At 43.8% G+C, this 19,724-nt stretch carries 14 protein-coding genes; 4 read left to right on the top strand and 10 right to left on the bottom strand.

From position 1 onward, the window contains the following. The 4 genes from AC6RV6_RS20480 to AC6RV6_RS20465 form a co-directional block, all read right to left on the bottom strand. Positions 1-1,571 (bottom strand): HAMP domain-containing protein (locus tag AC6RV6_RS20480; RefSeq protein WP_500242732.1); only part of this gene is annotated, 1,571 nt, incomplete at its 3' end. 16 nt (positions 1,572-1,587) lie between these two features. Further along, entirely contained in the window at positions 1,588-2,394 is an 807-nt protein-coding gene (locus AC6RV6_RS20475) for a ParA family protein (RefSeq protein ID WP_500242731.1), read from the bottom strand. A gap of 22 nt (positions 2,395-2,416) precedes the next feature. Next, positions 2,417-2,992 carry a chemotaxis protein CheW gene (locus AC6RV6_RS20470; protein ID WP_500242730.1) on the bottom strand — a complete coding sequence of 192 codons (576 nt, stop codon included), beginning with the start codon at positions 2,990-2,992 and terminating at the stop codon, positions 2,417-2,419. Further along, positions 2,931-5,150, bottom strand: a complete 2,220-nt coding sequence (locus AC6RV6_RS20465) for a chemotaxis protein CheA (protein WP_500242729.1) — start codon at positions 5,148-5,150, stop codon at positions 2,931-2,933. The genes AC6RV6_RS20470 and AC6RV6_RS20465 overlap by 62 nt, the downstream gene beginning before the upstream one ends. A 386-nt stretch (positions 5,151-5,536) precedes the next feature. Between AC6RV6_RS20465 and AC6RV6_RS20460 the strand changes: the two genes are divergently transcribed. Further along, on the top strand, positions 5,537-10,036 hold the full coding sequence (locus AC6RV6_RS20460) for a chemotaxis protein CheB (RefSeq protein ID WP_500242728.1): 4,500 nt from the start codon (positions 5,537-5,539) through the stop codon (positions 10,034-10,036). Between the two features lie 44 nt (positions 10,037-10,080). Here the strand turns inward: AC6RV6_RS20460 and AC6RV6_RS20455 are convergent, their stop codons facing one another. From AC6RV6_RS20455 to AC6RV6_RS20435, 5 genes are all read right to left on the bottom strand, one after another. Further along, entirely contained in the window at positions 10,081-10,530 is a 450-nt protein-coding gene (locus AC6RV6_RS20455) for a PPC domain-containing protein (RefSeq protein ID WP_500242727.1), read from the bottom strand. A gap of 176 nt (positions 10,531-10,706) precedes the next feature. Beyond that, on the bottom strand, positions 10,707-11,333 hold the full coding sequence (locus AC6RV6_RS20450; protein WP_500242726.1) for a hypothetical protein: 627 nt from the start codon (positions 11,331-11,333) through the stop codon (positions 10,707-10,709). Positions 11,334-11,388: 55 nt separating this feature from the next. Beyond that, positions 11,389-13,497, bottom strand: a complete 2,109-nt coding sequence (argS, locus tag AC6RV6_RS20445) for an arginine--tRNA ligase (RefSeq protein ID WP_500242725.1) — start codon at positions 13,495-13,497, stop codon at positions 11,389-11,391. 16 nt (positions 13,498-13,513) lie between these two features. Continuing rightward, the gene (locus tag AC6RV6_RS20440; protein ID WP_500242724.1) at positions 13,514-15,373 is read right to left on the bottom strand and encodes a CHASE2 domain-containing protein; all 1,860 of its coding nucleotides are present in this window, start codon (positions 15,371-15,373) and stop codon (positions 13,514-13,516) included. Positions 15,374-15,408: 35 nt separating this feature from the next. Then, positions 15,409-15,774 (bottom strand): hypothetical protein, encoded by a 366-nt coding sequence (locus AC6RV6_RS20435; RefSeq protein ID WP_500242723.1) that lies wholly within the window; start codon positions 15,772-15,774, stop codon positions 15,409-15,411. 79 nt (positions 15,775-15,853) lie between these two features. On the opposite strand from AC6RV6_RS20435, the gene AC6RV6_RS20430 reads away from it, so the two are divergent. Further along, entirely contained in the window at positions 15,854-15,994 is a 141-nt protein-coding gene (locus AC6RV6_RS20430; RefSeq protein WP_500242722.1) for a hypothetical protein, read from the top strand. Positions 15,995-16,206: 212 nt separating this feature from the next. Continuing rightward, positions 16,207-17,550: a helix-turn-helix domain-containing protein gene (locus AC6RV6_RS20425; protein WP_500242721.1), complete on the top strand. Its 1,344-nt coding sequence runs from the start codon at positions 16,207-16,209 to the stop codon at positions 17,548-17,550. Between the two features lie 42 nt (positions 17,551-17,592). On the opposite strand, the gene AC6RV6_RS20420 is transcribed toward AC6RV6_RS20425, so the two are convergent. Next, a complete protein-coding gene (locus tag AC6RV6_RS20420) occupies positions 17,593-18,441 on the bottom strand; it encodes a FecR family protein (protein ID WP_500242720.1) in 849 nt (282 codons plus the stop codon). Positions 18,442-18,568: 127 nt separating this feature from the next. Here AC6RV6_RS20420 and AC6RV6_RS20415 point away from each other — a divergent pair, with 127 nt between their 5' ends. After that, positions 18,569-19,699 carry an AZOBR_p60025 family cell surface glycopolymer formation protein gene (locus AC6RV6_RS20415; protein ID WP_500242719.1) on the top strand — a complete coding sequence of 377 codons (1,131 nt, stop codon included), beginning with the start codon at positions 18,569-18,571 and terminating at the stop codon, positions 19,697-19,699. The last annotated feature ends 25 nt before the right edge of the window (positions 19,700-19,724 follow it).

Here is a 19,724-nt window from a genome sequence, read left to right as displayed (position 1 = left end):
TCTCCTTCAGCTACAGCAGTTGCCACATCTGCGATATTTCGCACCTGATCGGTCAGATTAGAAGCCATGCCATTAACATTATTGGTTAAGTCCAACCATGTCCCCGATACGCCTTTGACCTGTGCTTGACCGCCTAAAATGCCATCGGTTCCGACTTCTTTTGCCACCCGCGTCACTTCCGAAGAGAAGGCGTTAAGGCGATCGACCATGATATTAATAGTGTCTTTGAGTTCGAGGACTTCTCCTTTCACATCCACGGTAATTTGTTTGGATAAGTCCCCTTCAGCTACGGCGGTCGTAACTTCGGCAATGTTTCGTACCTGATCCGTGAGGTTCGCTGCCATCAGGTTGACATTTTGTGTCAGACTTTTCCAAGTTCCTGAAACCCCTTTGACTTTGGCCTGACCGCCTAAAATCCCTTCTGTCCCGACTTCTTGCGCCACTCGTGTGACTTCAGAAGAGAAAGCGTTAAGGCGATCGACCATCGTGTTAACAGTATTTTTTAATTCGAGAATTTCTCCTTCGGCATCTACGGTAATTTTCTTAGATAAGTCCCCTTCAGCTACGGCGGTCGTAACTTCGGCAATATTCCGCACTTGATCGGTGAGGTTAGAAGCCATAAAGTTGACATTATCGGTCAGTTCTTTCCATGTCCCTGCCACTCCTTTGACGATCGCTTTCCCGCCGAGTTTGCCCTCAATTCCTGTTTCTTTGGCCACGCGAATGACTTCGGAAGAGAAGGTATTCAAACTATCTACCATTTGGTTGATGGTGTCTTTGAGGCGTTGCAATTCTCCGTTGGCATCAACGGTAATTTTCTGGCTGAGGTCGCCGACGCTAATGGCGGTGGCAACTTTGGCAATATTTCTCACTTGTACTGTGAGATTAGAAGCCATAAAATTAACATTATCGGTGAGTTCTTTCCAGGTTCCCGAAACCCCTTCAACTGTAGCTTGACCGCCGAGTTTACCATCGGTGCCTACTTCTTTCGCTACGCGGGTGACTTCATCGGAAAAACTATTGAGGCGATCGACCATTGTATTCACAGTGGTGCCAATTTGGAGAAATTCTCCTTTGAGGGTTTTGCCTTCGACTTTGAGGGCGATCTTTTGGGAGAGATCCCCGGTGGCAACGGCTTCGATGACACGAGAAACTTCAATAGTGGGTTTAGCCAGATTATTGACCAAACCGTTGACGGCTTCAATACTATTTTGCCAAGATCCTCTGGCTTTTTTGAGGGTGGCGCGATCGCTTAAGTTTCCTTCTTCTCCGACACTACGCCCAATACGTTCTAGTTCTGTTGCAAAATCTCGTTCGATCGCGACCATCTCATTAAAAACTGCTGCGACTTCTTGGAATTCTCCTTCTTCAGCCAAATGAACGTCAAAATCACCATTTTTTACAGATGTGAGGGCATTTACCAAAAGAGCAATATCTGGCATAGGGGGATTACTTCCAGTTGTCGTAGGTTGAGAGGTTGGTGCAGCAGATTCTTGGGGATCGAGAGTGTCGGGGGTGTTGTCTTCAAAAAAGACGGCGCGACCGGGTTTTCGGGGTTTAGCGGTAGTCATGTTGGTTGTTAAGTAATTATGAGTTATTGGTGATTAGGGAATTGGCGATCGCGCTGTAGGCTTTGCTTAACACGCTATGGGGGGCATAGTGAGAAACAGGCAATCCTTCTTGTTGCGATCGGTAAACCAGAATTGAATCCGGTACGATAAAAAAGGGATAAGTCTGGGTTTTTAGTTGCGCTTCGACTTCTTCAGAAGGACTGGCTTTTCCTTTTTTACCTTTTGTCGAACTTTTAGAATAACGATTTAAAACAAGTGTATATTTATCATTCATATCATGCCCGGTTATTGTAGCAATATCCCTGCCATACAATTTTAAGTTTTCGAGGGCTTCTAAGGCAAAGACACTGGGATCGATAGGTACAATTACGCGATCGGCAACGCGCAAACTATTCAGCATAAATAATCCGGTATCCGATGGGGTATCAATGAGAATGTAATCGTAATATTGTTGAATGGGTTTGAGAATGCGATCGAGAATACCGACGCGATCTTTTACTTTTTGGGTGACCATGATAGCCACCCCTAAATTTAATTCTGAGGGGATAAGGTGTAAATTTTCGATATCTGTCGCAACAATAGTTCTCGCGATCGCAATATTTTCGTAGCCTTCACATTGGCTTAAAACTGCATTATAAATGGAATAGTCTAGATTTTTACTATCAATCCCCAATCCCGATGTTGCATCGGCTTGAGGATCGAAGTCAACCACTAAAACTTTATTGCGGGTTTTTTGTTGAGCAAGATATCCTGCTATATTAATACACAGACTTGTTTTACCCGTACCGCCTTTTAGATTAGCAAAAGAGAAAATTTTTACCATGTTAAAATATTTGATATTTTTTTTAGATAGAGATAATATTAACAACTTTCTCAATATCTAATATTAATAATAAGCGATCTTCCAATTTGTATGCCCCGCGAATGAGTTCTCGAACTTTGCCCATTAAAGTATCGGGAGGCGGTTCAAAATTATCTTCTGAAACATCTAAAACATCTCCCACGTCATCGACTAAAAGACTAATCGTTTCTTCCCCGAGACGAACTACAACATTCAGGGGATGTTGAATATCTTTTTTATCGGCTAATTTTAAGCGACGACGCAAATCGATCGCTGTAACGATTTGACTTCGCAAATTAATTAATCCTCCTACTTCAAAAGGTGAAAGAGGAACGTGAGTAATCGGATGATAGCGAATAATTTCTTGGACTTGTTCGACTTCAATCCCAAAGAAAAGATCCGCAAGGTGAAATGTACAAAATTGATGTTCGCGATCGCTGGTCATAATATAAGATTTGATAACTGATAACTGGTGTACGGACGTTGCATGCAACGTCCCTACCGATAACTGATAACTGTTAAACTGCGATCGCGGTTTGGGTGGAGAAGAATTGCAAATTTGCGGCTTCGATAATGGCATCTACGTCGATCGCTTCGGTGACTCGTCCTTGAATGACTGCCGCATATTGAATGCCAACCTGAGTAGCTTGTCCTTTAATGGTAATGCGTTCGCTGACAGTATCCAAAATTTCCTCGACGACAAACCCGATCGCATTGTCTTCCTCAATCGCAACGACAATTACTTGAATGGTATCACCATTAAGAGAACTCGAGCCGCGATCGCCTAAAATAGCGGAAAGGTCGATCAGGGGTAAAATTTTCTCGCGATATTGAATCACGCGTTGATTGCCAATTCGTTCGATCTGGGTTTGAGGGAATTCTTCCAAACGCGCCACCCGTGAGAGTGGAATTGCCATGCGTCGCAGTTGAGGCCCGGTAAAAAGCAAAAGCAGTTGACTCTCATCCTCACTCGGTTCTGTCTTCGCACTTATATCTTTTGATAAGCTCGGATCTTGTGTTTCCGAGATAACATTCGCGCTTTGTGCCAATCCTTGCACGTCTAAGATTAAAGCGACTCTTCCATCTCCCATAATAGTCGCCCCGGCAAAGCTGGGAATTCCTTTCAGTTGCTTTCCTAATGGTTTGACAACGATTTCTTGGGTATCGTTAATGGCATCGACCACTAACCCAAATACCTTATCTGTGGCTTGGAGAACGACAATATTGAGAATATCGTCAAATATTGCCGTGTGGATATCTTGAGTGGTTAACCAAGGTTGCGCTAAGTTATAACGCTTGTCGCGATCGCGTTGCAATTGCAGGGCTTCACTTAAATAGACCAAAGGTAAGAGTTTCCCGCGCAAGCGATACACGGGGGCACCATGAACCATTTCTACGCTCTTTTCTGCTTCAATTCCTTCCAAGCGCACCAACTCCAAAAGACTGACTTGAGGGATAGCATAGCGATCGCCTTCTGTTGTCACGATCAGGGTAGGAATAATCGCGAGAGTGAGGGGAATTTTCAGTTTAAAACTCGTCCCTTTCCCCACCTGAGAAAAAATATCAATAGTTCCGTTAATGCGTTCGATATTGGTTCGCACCACATCCATTCCTACCCCGCGCCCGGATAAACTGGTGATGGTTTCTGCTGTGGATAAACTGGGCAGGAAAACTAAATCGAGGGCTTCGCGATCGCTTAAATGCACGGCGCGATCGCGACTGAGAAATCCCTTCTCAATGGCTTTCTCTTTCAAAATATTGGCATCGATCCCCTTCCCATCATCAGCAATTTCAATATTGACGTAACCGCTTTCGTGAAAGGCACGCAAGAGCAATTTTCCTTCAGGAATCTTGCCGCGATCGCGACGCATCCCCGGGCTTTCGATGCCGTGATCGACACAGTTGCGAATAATATGCGTGAGGGGATCTGCGATCGCTTCAATCAGGGTTTTATCAAGTTCCGTCTCTCCTCCTTCCATCTCCAAATGCACTTGTTTGCCGAGGGACAGTGCCATATCTCGCACGACTCGGGGAAATTTGTTCCAGATGGTTTTAATGGGCTGCATTCGGGTTTTCATGACCCCTTCTTGTAACTCCGTCGTCACCAGATCCAAACGTTGGGACGTATCGGCAAACACCGTATCCCCTTTTTGGTTGGTAAACTCCAAAATTTGATTGCGACAGAGGACTAATTCCCCCACCAAATTCATGAGTTTGTTCAATAAATCCACATCCACGCGAATGGAACTATCGGCGATCGCGGAATGAACGAGATCGGAACTTGCCAGTTTTTCCAATTCCAACTTGGGGAGAGAGGAGTCTACCGCGATCGCGGAACTTTCAGAGGAGGAAGAACCTCCTTTTTGTAATCTTTCGAGGGTGGCAATTAATGTGTCATGGCGATCGCTTCCTTCTTCCCCTACAGATTCGAGAGCCGTTAAAATCTTTTTGATAGCATCGATAGTTTGTAAGAGCGCGCTAATAATCTCGGCATTGAGAAGAATCGCGCGATCTCGCAAACGAGAGAGCAAGTTTTCCCCCGCGTGGGCTACGGCTTGCAGAATATCCAATCCCAAGAACCCGCTATTGCCTTTGAGGGTGTGCAGAGTACGGTAGATGCGGTTAATTAAATCTCGATCGTCGGGGGCTTTCTCCAATGCCACCAAATCCCCTTCTAATTGGCTGAGATTTTCATTGCTTTCAACAAGGAACGCTTTAACATCTTCATCAATTTCCATAACAGTTTCTCGCCGGTTTGACGGAGACTTTGATTCTATTTAACAAGTTAGTTCTCGTGCAGTTATCCCTCGAAAAGTATGACAGAAAAAAGTACGGGTTGCAAATACCTCAAAATCTTTACAAGTATAGAAGTAGCGATCGCAAGTCTGAGTTACAAATATTTGCCGATTGCGTGAAAAATCTTTTCTCTGACCAGATCGCCAGTAATCGATAATCGTCAACTCTCTTCACATTTCACCAGCTTTCACATTTCACCAGCTTTCACATTTCACCAGCTTTCACATTTCACCAGCTTTAAAATCAGTGCATTTACCGAAAAAAAATAACTTAAGTTTACTGAGAGATAGCGCTAAAATGTTGGCAATTATTTAATGTTTTTATATTAATGACTTCTTCCTCGACCTGCGATCGCCAATTTTTTATCGTCGGTATTGGAGCCTCGGCAGGGGGGCTGCAACCCCTCGAAGAATTTTTTATTCATTTTCCCCACTTTCCCAATGTTGCCTTTATCATCGTGCAGCATCTTTCCCCCAACCATGAAAGCTTCATGGTGGAGTTACTGCAACGTTGTACGACCATGCCAATTAACATCATTGATGATGACATGGAAGTGGCGGCAAATCATATTTATATTCTCCCCCCGCACAAAAATCTCGACATTCAAAACGGAAGATTACACCTCCTCGAATTAGCCCCAAAAGATTATTATCCCATCGATCGCTTTTTTATTTCCTTAGCAGAAGCATGGCAGCATCAGGCGATCGGCATTCTCCTTTCTGGGGCGGGAAACGATGGCAGCGAAGGACTCAAAGCGATCGCGCGATCGGGAGGCATCGCCCTCGTACAATCCCCGGAAACTGCCCAATTTAGCAGTATGCCGGAAAGCCCCATTGCCTCGGGTTTGGTCGATGCCATTCTTTCCCCTCCCGAGTTGGCGCGAGGGGTTTACGATTTTGTGAGATTCTCCGAAGAATACTTTGCCGCCAAACCCGAACAATCAACCCTCATCGAACCCGAACACCTGCAACCGATTGTACAAATTTTGGCCGAGCAAGAACAGATCGATTTCAGCCATTATAAAGCCAGCACCCTCAGTCGCCGCATCCATCATCGCTGCGTGCTGAATCGCAGCAAAACCCTCAGCAGTTATATTCAACTCCTCGAAATCTCTGAGGAGGAACGCAAGCAGTTGCGCCAAGATTTACTCATTGGGGCGACCCGTTTCTTTCGCGATACACCAGCTTGGGAATTTTTAGCCTCGGAAGTCCTACCGCAAATCCTGCAAGAATTGCCCCCAGAGCAACCCTTGCGAATTTGGGTTTCAGCTTGTGCGACGGGAGAAGAGGCCTATTCTCTGGCGATTCTCGCGGATGAAGCCATCCGCGAAACGGGGAAGGAAATTCCCGTCAAAATCTTCGCCACGGATCTCGATACCGAAGCCCTAGAAATTGCGTCATCGGGAATATACCCTGAAAGTATTGCCAAGGATATCTCGGGCGATCGCTTGGAACGATATTTCACCCATAATGGCGATTCCTATCAAGTAAAACGTTTTCTACGGGAAATGTTGATTATTTCCCCTCACGATCTCACTAAAAATGCCGGCTTTTCCAAAATGCACCTCGTTTCCTGTCGCAATGTGCTGATCTATATGCAGCCCCAGCTTCAGCAACAAGTTTTACGCTTGCTGCATTTTTCCCTTGCTTCTCGGGGTGTTCTCTTTTTAGGAAATTCGGAAGTTCTCGGGGAACTTGCTAGCGACTTTACCTCCCTCGAACCCACTTGGAAAATTTTTCGGAAATTTCGGGATACAGTCCTTGCTCCATTACCCACCGCTCCCAATCCTCTCATTTTACCGCCGCGAGGGAGCGATCGCTTATCGAGACGTTCTTCTTCCTTCGATCGCGTCCTCAACGAGGCCTTAAAATTTTGCTTTGCTGGACAACAAATGACTTGCTTGCTCGTCAATCGCGACAACAAACTCGTACATATCCTGCACAATAACGAGAAACTCTTAGAGTTTCCTATGACCGGAGAAGCCAGACTCGATATTACCGAAATCCTACCAGAAGCGCTGAAATTGCCCTTGAGTACCGCGTTACACCGCGCCAAGCGAGAGAAAAAACCCATTCTCTACTCAGGCATCCAACTCGATCGCAACAGTTCGACAAATTCCACCTCCACCCAGTCTATCGATCTGCGAGTCAGCTACGATGCCAGCAGCCCTCTAATGGAAGATTATTTAATCGTCGTTCTCGAAGTGAACGATCGCGAGACAGAACGGAACAAGACTCTGAGTCAAGAGACACCAACTTCCCTCAATTTTAGATTAGATGCCGAAGCCGCCAGACAAATTACCGAATTAGAGTACGAATTGCAACAAACCCGAGAAAATCTGCAAGTCACCATTGAAGAGCTAGAAACAACCAACGAAGAGCAGCAAGCGACTAACGAAGAATTGCTCGCTTCCAACGAAGAATTGCAAGGAACCAACGAACAACTGCAATCGGTAAATGAAGAACTCTCCATCGTTAATACTCAGTACCAGCGCAAAATCGGCGAACTCACCCAACTCACCAACGATATCGATAACCTTCTCCGCAGTACCAATATCGGCGTGATTTTCCTCGATCGCGACTTGCAGATTCGCCGCTTCACCCCGGCGGCAACTCGTGCCATTAACCTGAGACCGTCGGATCTGAACCGTCCCCTCGCTCATTTTACCCACAATCTCGATTATCCCGATCTCATTATTACTCTCCAACAAGTTCTCGATACAAATTGTCCCTTCGAGCAGGAAGTATCCATTCCCGCAACGGGAGAACATTTATTAATGCGAATCAATTTATATATTCGCGAAGATGGCAGTAGCGATGGCATTGTTCTCACTTTCGTTAATATCGACGATATGAAACAAGTACAAGAACAACTGGAAAACTTGTATCGCAACAGTCCCGTTGGTTTGTGCCTGCACGATCGCAATCTGAAATTTTTAAGAATCAATCAAGCCTTAGCCGATATTAATGGTTTTCCGATCGAGGCGCATCTGGGCAAACACATTGCCGACATCCTGCCCGAATTGCACGATCGCGTCGAACCTCTCCTGCAAGAAGTCATCGAGAAGGGGACTCCCATTGTGAATCTGGAAATTCAAGGCAGCACCCCCGCCGCCCCGGGGCAACAACGATGGTGGTTGGTGAGCTATTATCCTGTTGAATTTACCAATAGCGATCGCGGGGTGGGGGCTGTCGTCACGGAAATTACGGAACTCAAACGCATTCAGCAAGAACTACAAGACAGCCAACAACTTCTCCAATCGATTAGCGATTCCCTGCCCGGAATGGTTTATATTTACGATCTCCACCAGCAGGCGATTATCTACCAAAATACAGGCGGTGAGGGAATTCTTGGCTTTTCTCGCGCCGAAATTTTAACCCTAGAGACCAACTGGTTATTCGATTTGATACACCCCGAAGATCGAAAACGAATTACCGCTCATTACCAACGATTTTCAACTGCCCATCCTGAAGATATTTTCAGCATTGAATATCGCCTGAGACATCAAGATGGGGAATATCTTTGGTTTCGCAGTACCGATAAGATTTATAACGGTCTGACGAAGGGAACCCCCGAAAAAATCGTGGGGGTAGCGATCGATATTACTCCGCGCAAACATATCGAAGCCGAGCTCGAGGAAGCCAAAATTGTTGCCGAAACGGCCAATCAGGCCAAAAGTGATTTTCTCGCGAACATGAGTCACGAGATTCGCACCCCCATGACTTCGATTATTGGTTATGCGAGTTTGCTTGAAGATACTAATCTCAACGAACAACAAGTTAAATATATCAACAGAATTGAAAACAACTGTCAAATTTTATTGAATTTGATTGAAGATATTCTCGATTTATCGACTTTAGAAGCGGGGGAAATTACGACTGATTCGGATATTTTTTATCTCAATGGAACCCTCGATAATGCGATCGCGATTTTGCGACTCCAAGCGGATGAAAAAGGCTTGATGCTCTCTTCCCAAATTGCCCCCAATGTTCCCTTAAAACTGTACGGTCCTGAATTGCGCTTGCAACAAGTTCTGCTGAATTTGCTCAAAAATGCGATTAAATTCACCGATGAAGGGGAAATTGCGATCGAGGTTACTTGTCAATTGCCCCCCAATCCTTCTACTTCTTTTCTCATTGTGGAGTTTCGGGTACGGGATACGGGTATTGGGATTGACCCCAAAGATATTCATAAATTATTTAAACCCTTCAGTCAAATTGATGCCTCTAGCACTCGCCAATATGGAGGAACGGGTTTGGGTTTAGCCATTTGTAAAAAACTCGTTCACTTCATGCAGGGTGCGATCGGGGTTGAAAGCGAAGTGGGAGTCGGTTCTACTTTTTGGTTTACCGTACAGTTAAAGCTTCCCGATATGGCTCAACTCAATCTGAATTCTCCTCAACACGCGGTAACTCTAAATGTGGAAAATTCTCTCAACCCCGATCGCGTAAAAATTCTCATTGTTGAAGACGATCCTTCCAATCAAGAACTTCTCTTAGAGATGTTACAACTCTATGGGTATCATCACATTCTCATCGTCAATAACGGTCAGCAAGCCCTTGAATATTTAACTGTTTTCGACTGCGATATTATTTTAATGGATTGTCAGATGCCGATTTTGGATGGTTGGGAAACAACTCGAAGATTGCGACAAATTGAAGGAGAAGAACGACATACTATTGTTATTGGCGTAACGGCTCATGCGATGCCCAGCGATCGCGATAAATGCCTTGAAGCTGGCATGGATGATTATCTCAGCAAACCCGATATGCTGGCACATTTAATCAATCGCATTCGTTATTGGTCTTCTCTCGGGAATCAAGAGTAAAATGTGAGAAATGGGGAAGTTTTCCGGCTTTCCCCATTTTTCATTTAAATAGGTTTAAGGCGAGTCACTTTCAGGCGAAATTGTCCGCCTCCAGTTTCCCCAAAAGCCCGGACGCGGACGATATAATCCCCTTCATTCGTAATGCGGGCAAAAAGGAGAGAGTTTGTGCTTCCATCGGGTCCATCATCATTTTCAGCGACGGTAGAGCCATCCATCGCAATTAAAATCACGATAGGATCGAATTCGTCGGAAAGAAGATCGATCGCAACATTATCGCCTTGTTCTAATTTCACTTTATAGTCGCGAGAAAAACCTCCCTCTCCTGTCGGAATATCTTTTTGTGAGAGAAGGTCTTCAATCTCTTCTCCTGAAACTAAAGGTAAAGGGTTGTACATTTCTTGGGCTTTGACGGAAAGCGTTCCCAATCCAACGGTCAAAAACGTTGCACTCGCCAGTAATGTAGAGTACCAATAACGGGCAAAACGGTGTTTCATGAAATTTTTGCTCGAGCCTAACTCGTTCATTATGTCTTAATTTTCGTGGAATTGGCTAGTTTCTAACTAGCCTTTAAAGTTTACTCCAAACTCTCGGCTCTTGATTCCCGACTCTGTTTAGAACAGGTAGGATGTCAATCATCTTCTCTTCGTTCGATCTGCTGGAAATCCCGATCTCATTCTAAGCCAGTTTCTCTGTTGTCAAAATAGCGATCGATAATTCCTTGAAAAATGCCTAATACTTTTTCTAATTCATTAATATAGTATCTACGATCGTCGATGAGAATGCGATCGCCTTCGAGTTGCAAAAATTGCCAATCTTCTCCCGTTGTGACGCAACCGTAGATCGTAGGGATGGCATTGGCTTCGCGATCGTTAAATTGTTGCGCTCCGAGGCACTGAGCAATACACTGACCTAAACCACTTTTAATATCACTTTTTTTGGCTTCAACTAAGGAGATAATTGGGGGTTGCAAAGTGAGTGAGAGCGGTCCTTTTGATAAGATAAAATCACATTCTCCTTTTAGTCCTTTTTCTTCGTTTGCATCGAGTTTTTCTCCGGAGTAAATGGCAATGCGATCGGGATTTTGTCGTTCCAGTTCAATTAAAATTGGAGCAATGATAAACTCCGATCGCGCTTTTTCGCTCGATGAGGAAAGGGCTAATTTTAAACTATAACTGAGAGTTTCCTGCAGCCATTGACTCGCTTCTCGAGGCACAACATCTGGGAAAAGTGACTCGGATTGTTCTTTTAAGCCAAATACTTTTTTAACCCGAGCTAAAGAGAAATCACTATAGGACATAATGTCAATTCCACAATTTAGTCATTCCTTTTTTTGAGAATATCTAAAGAGTCTGTTACATTCGTTCCAGAACTGAAATTCCCAGTAAAGATAGTCCTTGTTTCAAGGTTCTCGCGGTTAGATCGCACAACATTAAACGGGAAGTACGAACGGGTTCTTCTGCTTTGAGAACCGGGCAGTTTTCAAAGAATTGATTGAATTTTTGACTGAGTTCATAGAGATATTGGCAAAGACGATTGGGATATAAATCTCGTTCGACTTCTGCCAAAATATCGGTGAGTTGTAAGAGGTGTTTGGCGAGGGTGAGTTCGGATTCTTCTTGGAGAAGAATGGGCTGAGAACTGGAGATGCGATCGCGGGCTGGGGGCAGTATTTTAACGGTATCGGGAGTTCCGAGAATTTCTTGTTTTGTCTGTTCGAGTTTTTGGTTCAATTGCTGGCGCTTTTTGAACAACAGGAGATGCTTAAAAGCAAACCACAATGTACATCCCACACCGGTTAATTGGAGAAGGGGAGAGAGAAAGGGAATGTAATGAATGGCGGTATGAAGTTTGACAATAACATCGAGAACAAAAATGCTTGCGACCAGAGTTCCCGTAGCGATCGCGATCGGTTTGAAAGTTGGCCAATTCTCTTGGAATTGTTGTTGGATATATTTGGGGCTGATTTTAGCGATCGCTGTTGTTTCTACTGTTGTGATTGCACTCGAACTAATTTTATCTTCTTTGCGTCCGATGCCTTGGGTTCTGACGTAAGCATATAAAAGATAAGGGGCGGTATTGCCTTTTAATGACAGCATGCGATCGTAATCAAAAATATATTCGCTGGTACGATTTTGACTCAAATCGGCATATTTAACGGCACTCACTCCCACGACTTCGGCCACATTTTCTTTAAAAGGTTCGCTTTCTGTGCGGTTATCTTCTTGCAAGCGAGTCTCTAAGTCTTGATAGGTACGAGAAACGGCTTCATCGAGTAAGTCTTTCAAACGGACGGTATCTCCCGCACGAGTTTTAAATTTCTTCCCGTCTTTACCTTTAACGACTCCAAAAGGAATGTGAACAGTCTCTACTGTATCGGGTAAAATGTCGGCTTTTCGAGCAACTTGAAAAACTTGAGCAAAATGATTGCCTTGTCCGGCATCAGTGATGTAAATAATGCGTTCTACTTCATCTTTTCCCGTGCGATATTGTAAAGCGGCTAAATCTGTGGTGGCATAATTAAAACCGCCATCGGATTTCTGGACGATTAAAGGCAGGCGATCGCCGTCTTTGTTGGTAAATCCTTCTAAAAATACGCACTTTGCGCCGTCGCTTTCCTCTAATAATCCTACGGAGTCTAAATGGTCGATAATACCGGGAAGTAAGGGATTATAAAAAGATTCTCCTCGTTCTTGCAGGTGAATATCGAGGCGATCGTAAATCTTTTGGAATTCTCGCCGCGATTGATCGCATAATAATTGCCAAGCGTGCAAGCTGTCTTCTGCGCCAGATTGCAAGCGCACGACTTCTTGACGCGCAGTTTCTTTAAATGTCTCATCTTCATCAAATCGCTGTTTAGCTTGGCGATAAAATGCGACTAAATCTTCCAATTCTAAAGCATCAGCCGTGGTGAGTGCGTCCGGTTGAACTTCCCGTAAATAGGCAATTAACATGCCAAATTGCGTTCCCCAGTCTCCTACGTGATTGAGGCGCAAAACATCGTGACCGCGAAATTCTAAAATTCTGGCAATACTATCGCCAATAATCGTAGAACGTAAATGTCCGACGTGCATTTCTTTGGCAATATTGGGGCTAGAAAAATCAACGATTATTTTTTGCGGTTGCTTTGCTGTTTCGACTCCCAACCGTCGATCGCTTGCCATCGCTGTTAACTGTTCTGTTATATAGTCCGGTTTAAGAGTGAGGTTTATAAATCCCCGGTCGATTTCAGGAGTCTCACAGAATAAAGATACATCAAGACGATGACAGAGTTCTTGGGCGATCGCAATCGGATTTTTCTTTAAGCGTTTGGTCAAACTCAAGGCAATATTAGATTGATAATCCCCAAATCTCGGATTGCTGGCCGGGACAACAAGGGGATCGGTATCGCGAAACTCATCACCAAAAGCGATGACTAAAGCATGACTAAATTTTTGCGTGAGTTGGTTTTGAATAGAAGACATGGTTATTGGTTATTGGTTATTGATTATTGGTTCTCTCTTCACTGTTCGCTGATAACTGTTCGCTGATAACTGTATAGATTTGGGTCATTTCTTGTCGCCCTCGCAGTTGAATTTCCATGACGGGTTTGCCTGTAAAGCGATCGCGGACTAATTCATAAGTTTCTCGGGAGATAAGAATATTATAGGGGCGTTCCTCCGTTATTTGTTTATTGAGGGATTCCAAGCGGGCGGCAATATTGACCGTATCTCCTACCACAGAATAGTTGAGGCGCTGCATTCCTCCCAAACTTCCCGCCATTAACAGCCCGGAATGGATGCCGACTCCGATGCGAATTTGGGGGGAATTGTTTTGTTGCAGTTCTACGTTCAATTGTTCTAAGCGCTGGTGCATGGCGATACTGGCGGCGATCGCATTCATGGCATCTTGTTGAATGTTTTGCGATTGAGTATGGGGAAAAGGCACGCCAAACACGGCCATAATGGCATCGCCGATATATTTATCGACAACTCCACCATGTTCCATAATACAGGCAGTCATGGTATCTAAATAGCGATTCAGCCAGCGAAAGAGTTCTGGGGGAGTCATCTTTTCCGAAATGCTGGTAAATCCGCGAATGTCCATAAAAAGAACCGTTGCAGCAAGTTCGGCGGCCAATAATTCCCCTTCTTGGAAAAATTCGTCTTTATGTTGCCAAATTAAACTCGCGGTTTCTGGAGAAACGTATTTTTCAAAGAGACTCATTAATTGCTGTTTTTCCCATTGTTCCCGCAATTGAATTCCTGTTGCGGTGAGGAAAAGGGTGCCGATGGGGGTGGCAACGGGAATCCAAAGGGTGCGCCATGTCAGCATCATTGAGGCAAGGGCAAACCAAACCAGAGGAAAAGCAAGAACCATGGCCAAGCGACGTTGTAGGGTGCGCTGAGCTAATAATAAACTGGCCAGCAGTCCGATGGGAATTAAGAGGAGAATTTCCCCCCATAAGGGCAAGCGACGCAAAAAGCGATCGCCGAGAAGATTATCGATAATGGCAGCATGGACGTATACCCCAGAGGTGGGCGGATTGACATCAAGAGGGGTTCTCAAAGGATCGTCCGCAGCAGTGGCGGTAAATCCCACGAGAACCAGTTTATTTTGTAAATCTTGGGGTTTAAAGTTTCCTTCCACAATATCGACAAAGGAATAGGTGGGTAAGAATTCTGTTTTTCCCACCCAATTAATGAGGCGATTTTGGAACTCGCGATCGCCATCCGGTGGGGGAATTTGAGCAATATTCGCTTTTCCTTCTGCTTCCCGCAAGAAGTTTTCCACTTCCACTACGGCTACCCCTAAATTGGGAATGGCAAAATTACTATTATTGACCCAGAGTGTGCCTTGACGGGAAATGCCATCGGGATCTCGTTTGTGGACGATTTGCCCTTGGTTGGCGGCAACTTCGGCGAGTAGAGGAACGGGTTCAAGGGGGGTCGATCGCCCATTTTCCAATCGCGTCCAAGTCCGTCCGAGGACGACGGTTCCTAAGTTGTCTATGGCGGCGGCAAGTTCTTGGTCTTGGGGGCTGCGATCGGCGAAAATAATATCGAATCCTACCACGAGGGGATAAGCGGGATCGAGGGATTGTAAAAGCTGGGCATAGCGATCGCGCTGCCATGATTGAAACTGTCCGTATGCTTGCAAGCTCTTTTCATCGATGCCAATAATGACGATGCGATCGTCCCATTCAAGGGGGGGTCGCAGTTGAAATAGGAGGTTATATCCCGTGCGTTCGAGGGGATTCCAGATTCCGGTTGGAAGAGAAATCAGGGTGAGAACCGTTGCGATCGCTCCCGCGATCCAAGGTGGATTCGTTCTCAAATAGTGTTGCAGGCGAGCAAACATTTAGATATTAATCATCGATGGTTTCTTCTCGATTATCAATTATCTTTCTGGGAAAAAAACGACTCACCCAGAGATTTTTTTTTCTCGGGATCGAGGGATTGATAAATGCCATCAATGCGATCGCTAAACAATTGTTGGATTTGGTCCGATAATTCTGCTTCTATTCTTGCTTTCAGGTGTACCAAAGTTTCACTATTTGAGGTGGTATTTTCCGCAATTTCAATGTTTGTGGCAAAATTCTTTAATAGGTTGCGTCTTGCTCTTTTGATTCTTTGATGCGCTTGCAGTTGAGAACACCCGAAAACAGTCCCGATTTGCGCGTGAGTCAGCGTCGTTCCGTTACAGAGAATTAAAGAATTTTGCAGGTCGAGGGATAAATTATTAATGGTTTCGTAAAGCATAACCCTAATCTTGTCGTGTTTTTTTGACTCCAACCCGCCTCTCTCTCAGGGACTGCGATCGCGAGAATCACGATCGGACATGGCTCGATCTCGGTTAGCCTTCAGAGTTTGTCCGGAATCTTGTCAACATACTAAAGCATACTTTATGGTTCGTCAAGTTTTTCTGGTGGAAAGTTTAAGAAGAAAAAGGGCAATCATTACAGCGATCGCCCTGAGTTAGATAGTTTGTTGATTATCTTTTTTCACCATAACATACTTAATAAGGGGCTTGACATAACTTACAATCAAGGTGATGGCTCTTGCTTAGCCGCGAACTCTAGCACGAACCTCAAACCCAAATATAATCGGGTTTTCCCCAATATTCAGTCATCGGGGAAACTTCGAGTTATGCTAAGTATAGTCCTTAAATTAATTCAGATTGCGCCAAAGTGTATGGAATTCGAGCAAGCTCTAAAACTGGTGGATGAAATCCTCTTTGTCAGGAAAAACAGGCATTTGAGCGATCCGGAGATGACAATCTTGCAAGGAACTTGGCAAGGGATCGCTTATGATGAGATGGCTTTGAGATCTCAATACAGCGTCAATTATTTAATGCGAGATGTCGGACCCAGCTTGTGGCGATCGCTATCGGAAATATTGGGAGAAAAAGTAAGTAAAAGTAATTGCCGCACGGTTCTCGAACGCTATCAAATGGGAGCAAAAAAGGGTCGTGAAGTTGCGATCGCACCTCAGTCCAAAAAGCAGAAACTTTCCCCAACTATTCCTCATATTTCCCCACAGCAAGACTGGGGAGAAGCTCCCGATATTACCCCATTTTACGGTCGCAAACAGGAATTACAAACCCTCGATCGCTGGGTGATGCAAGAACAATGTCGCATGGTTTGTCTTTGGGGAATGGGAGGAATCGGAAAAACGACTTTATCTCGTCAGTTTGTGGAAACTATTAAAGATCGCTTTGATTATTTATTTTGGCGATCGCTACGAAATTTTCCTTCACTTTTCGATTTATTGGCAGAAATTTTGCAGTTATTTAGCCAGAGAGAAACGTTAAAAGAGCGGGGAGTTTCGCTAATCTGGGAATGTTTGCAAAACCATCGCTGCTTGCTGGTTTTCGATGATGTTGAAACTATTTTACAGCCTAGCGATCGCTTAGGCGGTTATACCAAAGGATATGAAAATTACGGGCAATTTTTTAAACAGATAGGGGAAACGCTTCATCAAAGTTGCTTGCTATTAAATTCGCAAGAGAAGCTGAGGGAAATTATTCTGCTTGAAAATTCAACAAAAGTTGTCCATTCTTTAGAATTACCGGGTTTAACTTCAGAAGAAGCGAGAGAATTATTTCGAGACAAAAACTTGACTGGGGAACAAAGCTGGCCAGAGTTTGTTGAGTTGTATCAAGGAAATCCTTTGGCTTTAAATCTTATTCTGGTCACCATTCAAAAATTTTTCAATGGCGATGTTGCCAAATATATGAGGCTAAAAGCAACATATTTGCCCGCAGAAATTACCCATATTTTACAAGAACGATTTGCGAAAATATCAGCTTTAGAAATTAAAATTTTAACTCATTTGGCGCAATCTTCTCAGCCGCTTTCTTTGTTAGAGATCGCGAACAAAATTATAGATTGCTTAGAACTTGACGATGCGATCGCAGCGATCGAGTCTCTCCAACGGCGATCGTTAATTAAAATTAAAACTCAAGATAATGAAACAAGTTTTACTTTGCAACCTGTTGTGAGAAAATATGTTAAAAAATACCACTTAAAATTATAATCATTAAGGTGCGTTATGCTGTTGCTAACGCACCCAAAATTTCTAAGGAACGCGTAAGTTAGAGATATACTCTCGACCTAGAGGATCGACGATGGAAACTGTTAAGCGGCGATCGCTAGGAATGGGAATTTCGGCCACAAATTCACCCTGAGAATTCGGAGAGATTTCTTGACCGTTAAGATAAACAAAATGAATGGGATGAACCTCCGCCATCACGCGAACTCGTCCGTTAGATAAGAGTTCTAGATTCACTGTTTTTGCCTCTTTAATTTGACCCGAAGCAATGGGAGGTTTCCCCGGAAAAACAACTCCTCCACCTCCTTCACTGCATTCAATTTCTCCATCGGTTCCTTGGAGAATCACAGTGCCAGAAATGACAGCCATGCGAGTTTCTCCACTGGGTAATACCATTAAACCAAACTCCGTGCCTCGGACCCCGGCATTCCCGGAAGGTGTTTTAATATTAAACCGAGAGTCGGGATTATTAAAGCGGCGAACTCTAACTCTTGTTCTCCCTTTAGCTAGAAACATTCCGGTTGTTTTTCCTCCACTATCGAGAATATCTAAATTTGTAACTCTCATTTGAGAGTTTTCGCCGACCTCCACCGTACCGATAGTATCATCCATTTCTAGGGTCGCCATAGAACCCGCACTCGTTTCCAAACCTACCCCTGTTTCGCTGACCGGGACGCGATCGCCAACCTTAACGGGTTGACCATTAAACGTTGCATTTCCTTCCAGAGCGCGAATTTGGACGTAGCGATCGGGAGTAGTATTATCTGAGGTCGCACTTTGAGCAATTTGAGGAGTCGTCCAAAATAACAATCCTCCGAGAAAGAATAAAAGCGGCCAAAGTGCGATTTTAGGTCGTTTAAAGACAAAGTGAAACATTCTATACATAGGAATTACTCGCAATGATTCTCGGTCATTGATACTAACATTTAATTTACAGATTGAGGCGACAGTCATCAGGACTGATAAGATATTTAGGCGATATCTTCGTTGATTTTTAAGTTTTATGAAAATTTTTCCGCGATCGCTTCTGGCCAGAAATACGGCGATTACTGCTATTGTTGTTATTCTTGTTTTTTGCTTCCTGTATTTTATTAAGTTTTCCGGCAATATTACGGGATTTTTTCGTATTGGGGATGTTCTTCCCTTGTCCCCCTTTTTAAACCCACAAGATACTTTTATTTATCAAGGAGAATTGGGATATGATGGACAGCAATTTTTGAGTCTTGCTTTCGATCCATTTTTACAACAGGATGGAACAATTGCGGCACTCGATCACCCGCTCTATCGCTACCGACGAATTTTTTATCCTTGGCTTGCTTATTTTTTAGGGCTAGGAAATGCGCGTTTAATTCCTTATATTATGGTGGGTATTAATGGGCTTTGTATTGTTGCGATTGCCTTCTTATGCGGTCTATATTTACAAGAAAATTTAGAGATGAGATGGCGTTCGCTTCTCGTGCTTTGTATTCCGGGATGCTGGTTTGTTTTTTCCTTATCAACATCAGATCTATTGAGTACTTTGTTGCTCATCACTTCTCTTTATTGCTATCAAAAAGATAGACGAATTTTAACCGCAACATCTCTCACTCTAGCTTGTTTGACAAGAGAAACAGTATTGATTGTTTGGTTTGCCTTTATTTTGGTGAGTTACTGGCAAAGAAACTGGAAACAATTGCGATACTTGTTTCTCGTTCTCGTTCCTGTTTTTGCTTGGAATTTTTATGTATTGATCCGCTTTCAAGATCGCGGCACATTAGGAACAAAAACAAATTTTGATTATCCTTTTTTGGGAATAATCGATAAAATTACGGGCTTTTTTCAAAATGAATTTACGGTGAGTACCATTTTTGAAATTTATTTGTTTGCCATTTTGATTGCTTGTTTTATTTTAATCGCATTGCATAGTTATCGCAGGCTAGAACAAAATCGCTTAATTTTAGGGGTGACTCTGGCTTATGGGTTGCTATTTTGTTTTAGCAGTATTACAATTTTAGGTTATTATTTAGACTTCTCGCGGGTTTATATGGATGTTTACTTTTTACTATTGTTAAGTGCAGGAGAAGGAACGATCGCGATCGCTCCCCTGGCAGCCTCGGGTTTGGCAAGTCTTGCTTTTCTTCTCATACAGTCATAATCAATTCAAAAGTCAAAATTTTGAA

Source organism: Spirulina sp. LEGE 11439, from assembly GCF_059821285.1.
Note: the sequence above shows the minus strand (reverse complement) of the source record. Positions and strands in the feature narration are given on the sequence as shown.

Coding starts and splice junctions, on each gene's coding strand:
- AC6RV6_RS20475 (WP_500242731.1), bottom strand. CDS start 2,394: ATGGTAAAAATTTTCTCTTTTGCTAATCTAAAAGGCGGTACGGGTAAA.
- AC6RV6_RS20470 (WP_500242730.1), bottom strand. CDS start 2,992: ATGCCATTATCGAAGCCGCAAATTTGCAATTCTTCTCCACCCAAACCG.
- AC6RV6_RS20465 (WP_500242729.1), bottom strand. CDS start 5,150: ATGGAAATTGATGAAGATGTTAAAGCGTTCCTTGTTGAAAGCAATGAA.
- AC6RV6_RS20460 (WP_500242728.1), top strand. CDS start 5,537: ATGACTTCTTCCTCGACCTGCGATCGCCAATTTTTTATCGTCGGTATT.
- AC6RV6_RS20455 (WP_500242727.1), bottom strand. CDS start 10,530: ATGAAACACCGTTTTGCCCGTTATTGGTACTCTACATTACTGGCGAGT.
- AC6RV6_RS20450 (WP_500242726.1), bottom strand. CDS start 11,333: ATGTCCTATAGTGATTTCTCTTTAGCTCGGGTTAAAAAAGTATTTGGC.
- argS (WP_500242725.1), bottom strand. CDS start 13,497: ATGTCTTCTATTCAAAACCAACTCACGCAAAAATTTAGTCATGCTTTA.
- AC6RV6_RS20440 (WP_500242724.1), bottom strand. CDS start 15,373: ATGTTTGCTCGCCTGCAACACTATTTGAGAACGAATCCACCTTGGATC.
- AC6RV6_RS20435 (WP_500242723.1), bottom strand. CDS start 15,774: ATGCTTTACGAAACCATTAATAATTTATCCCTCGACCTGCAAAATTCT.
- AC6RV6_RS20430 (WP_500242722.1), top strand. CDS start 15,854: ATGGCTCGATCTCGGTTAGCCTTCAGAGTTTGTCCGGAATCTTGTCAA.
- AC6RV6_RS20425 (WP_500242721.1), top strand. CDS start 16,207: ATGGAATTCGAGCAAGCTCTAAAACTGGTGGATGAAATCCTCTTTGTC.
- AC6RV6_RS20420 (WP_500242720.1), bottom strand. CDS start 18,441: ATGTTTCACTTTGTCTTTAAACGACCTAAAATCGCACTTTGGCCGCTT.
- AC6RV6_RS20415 (WP_500242719.1), top strand. CDS start 18,569: ATGAAAATTTTTCCGCGATCGCTTCTGGCCAGAAATACGGCGATTACT.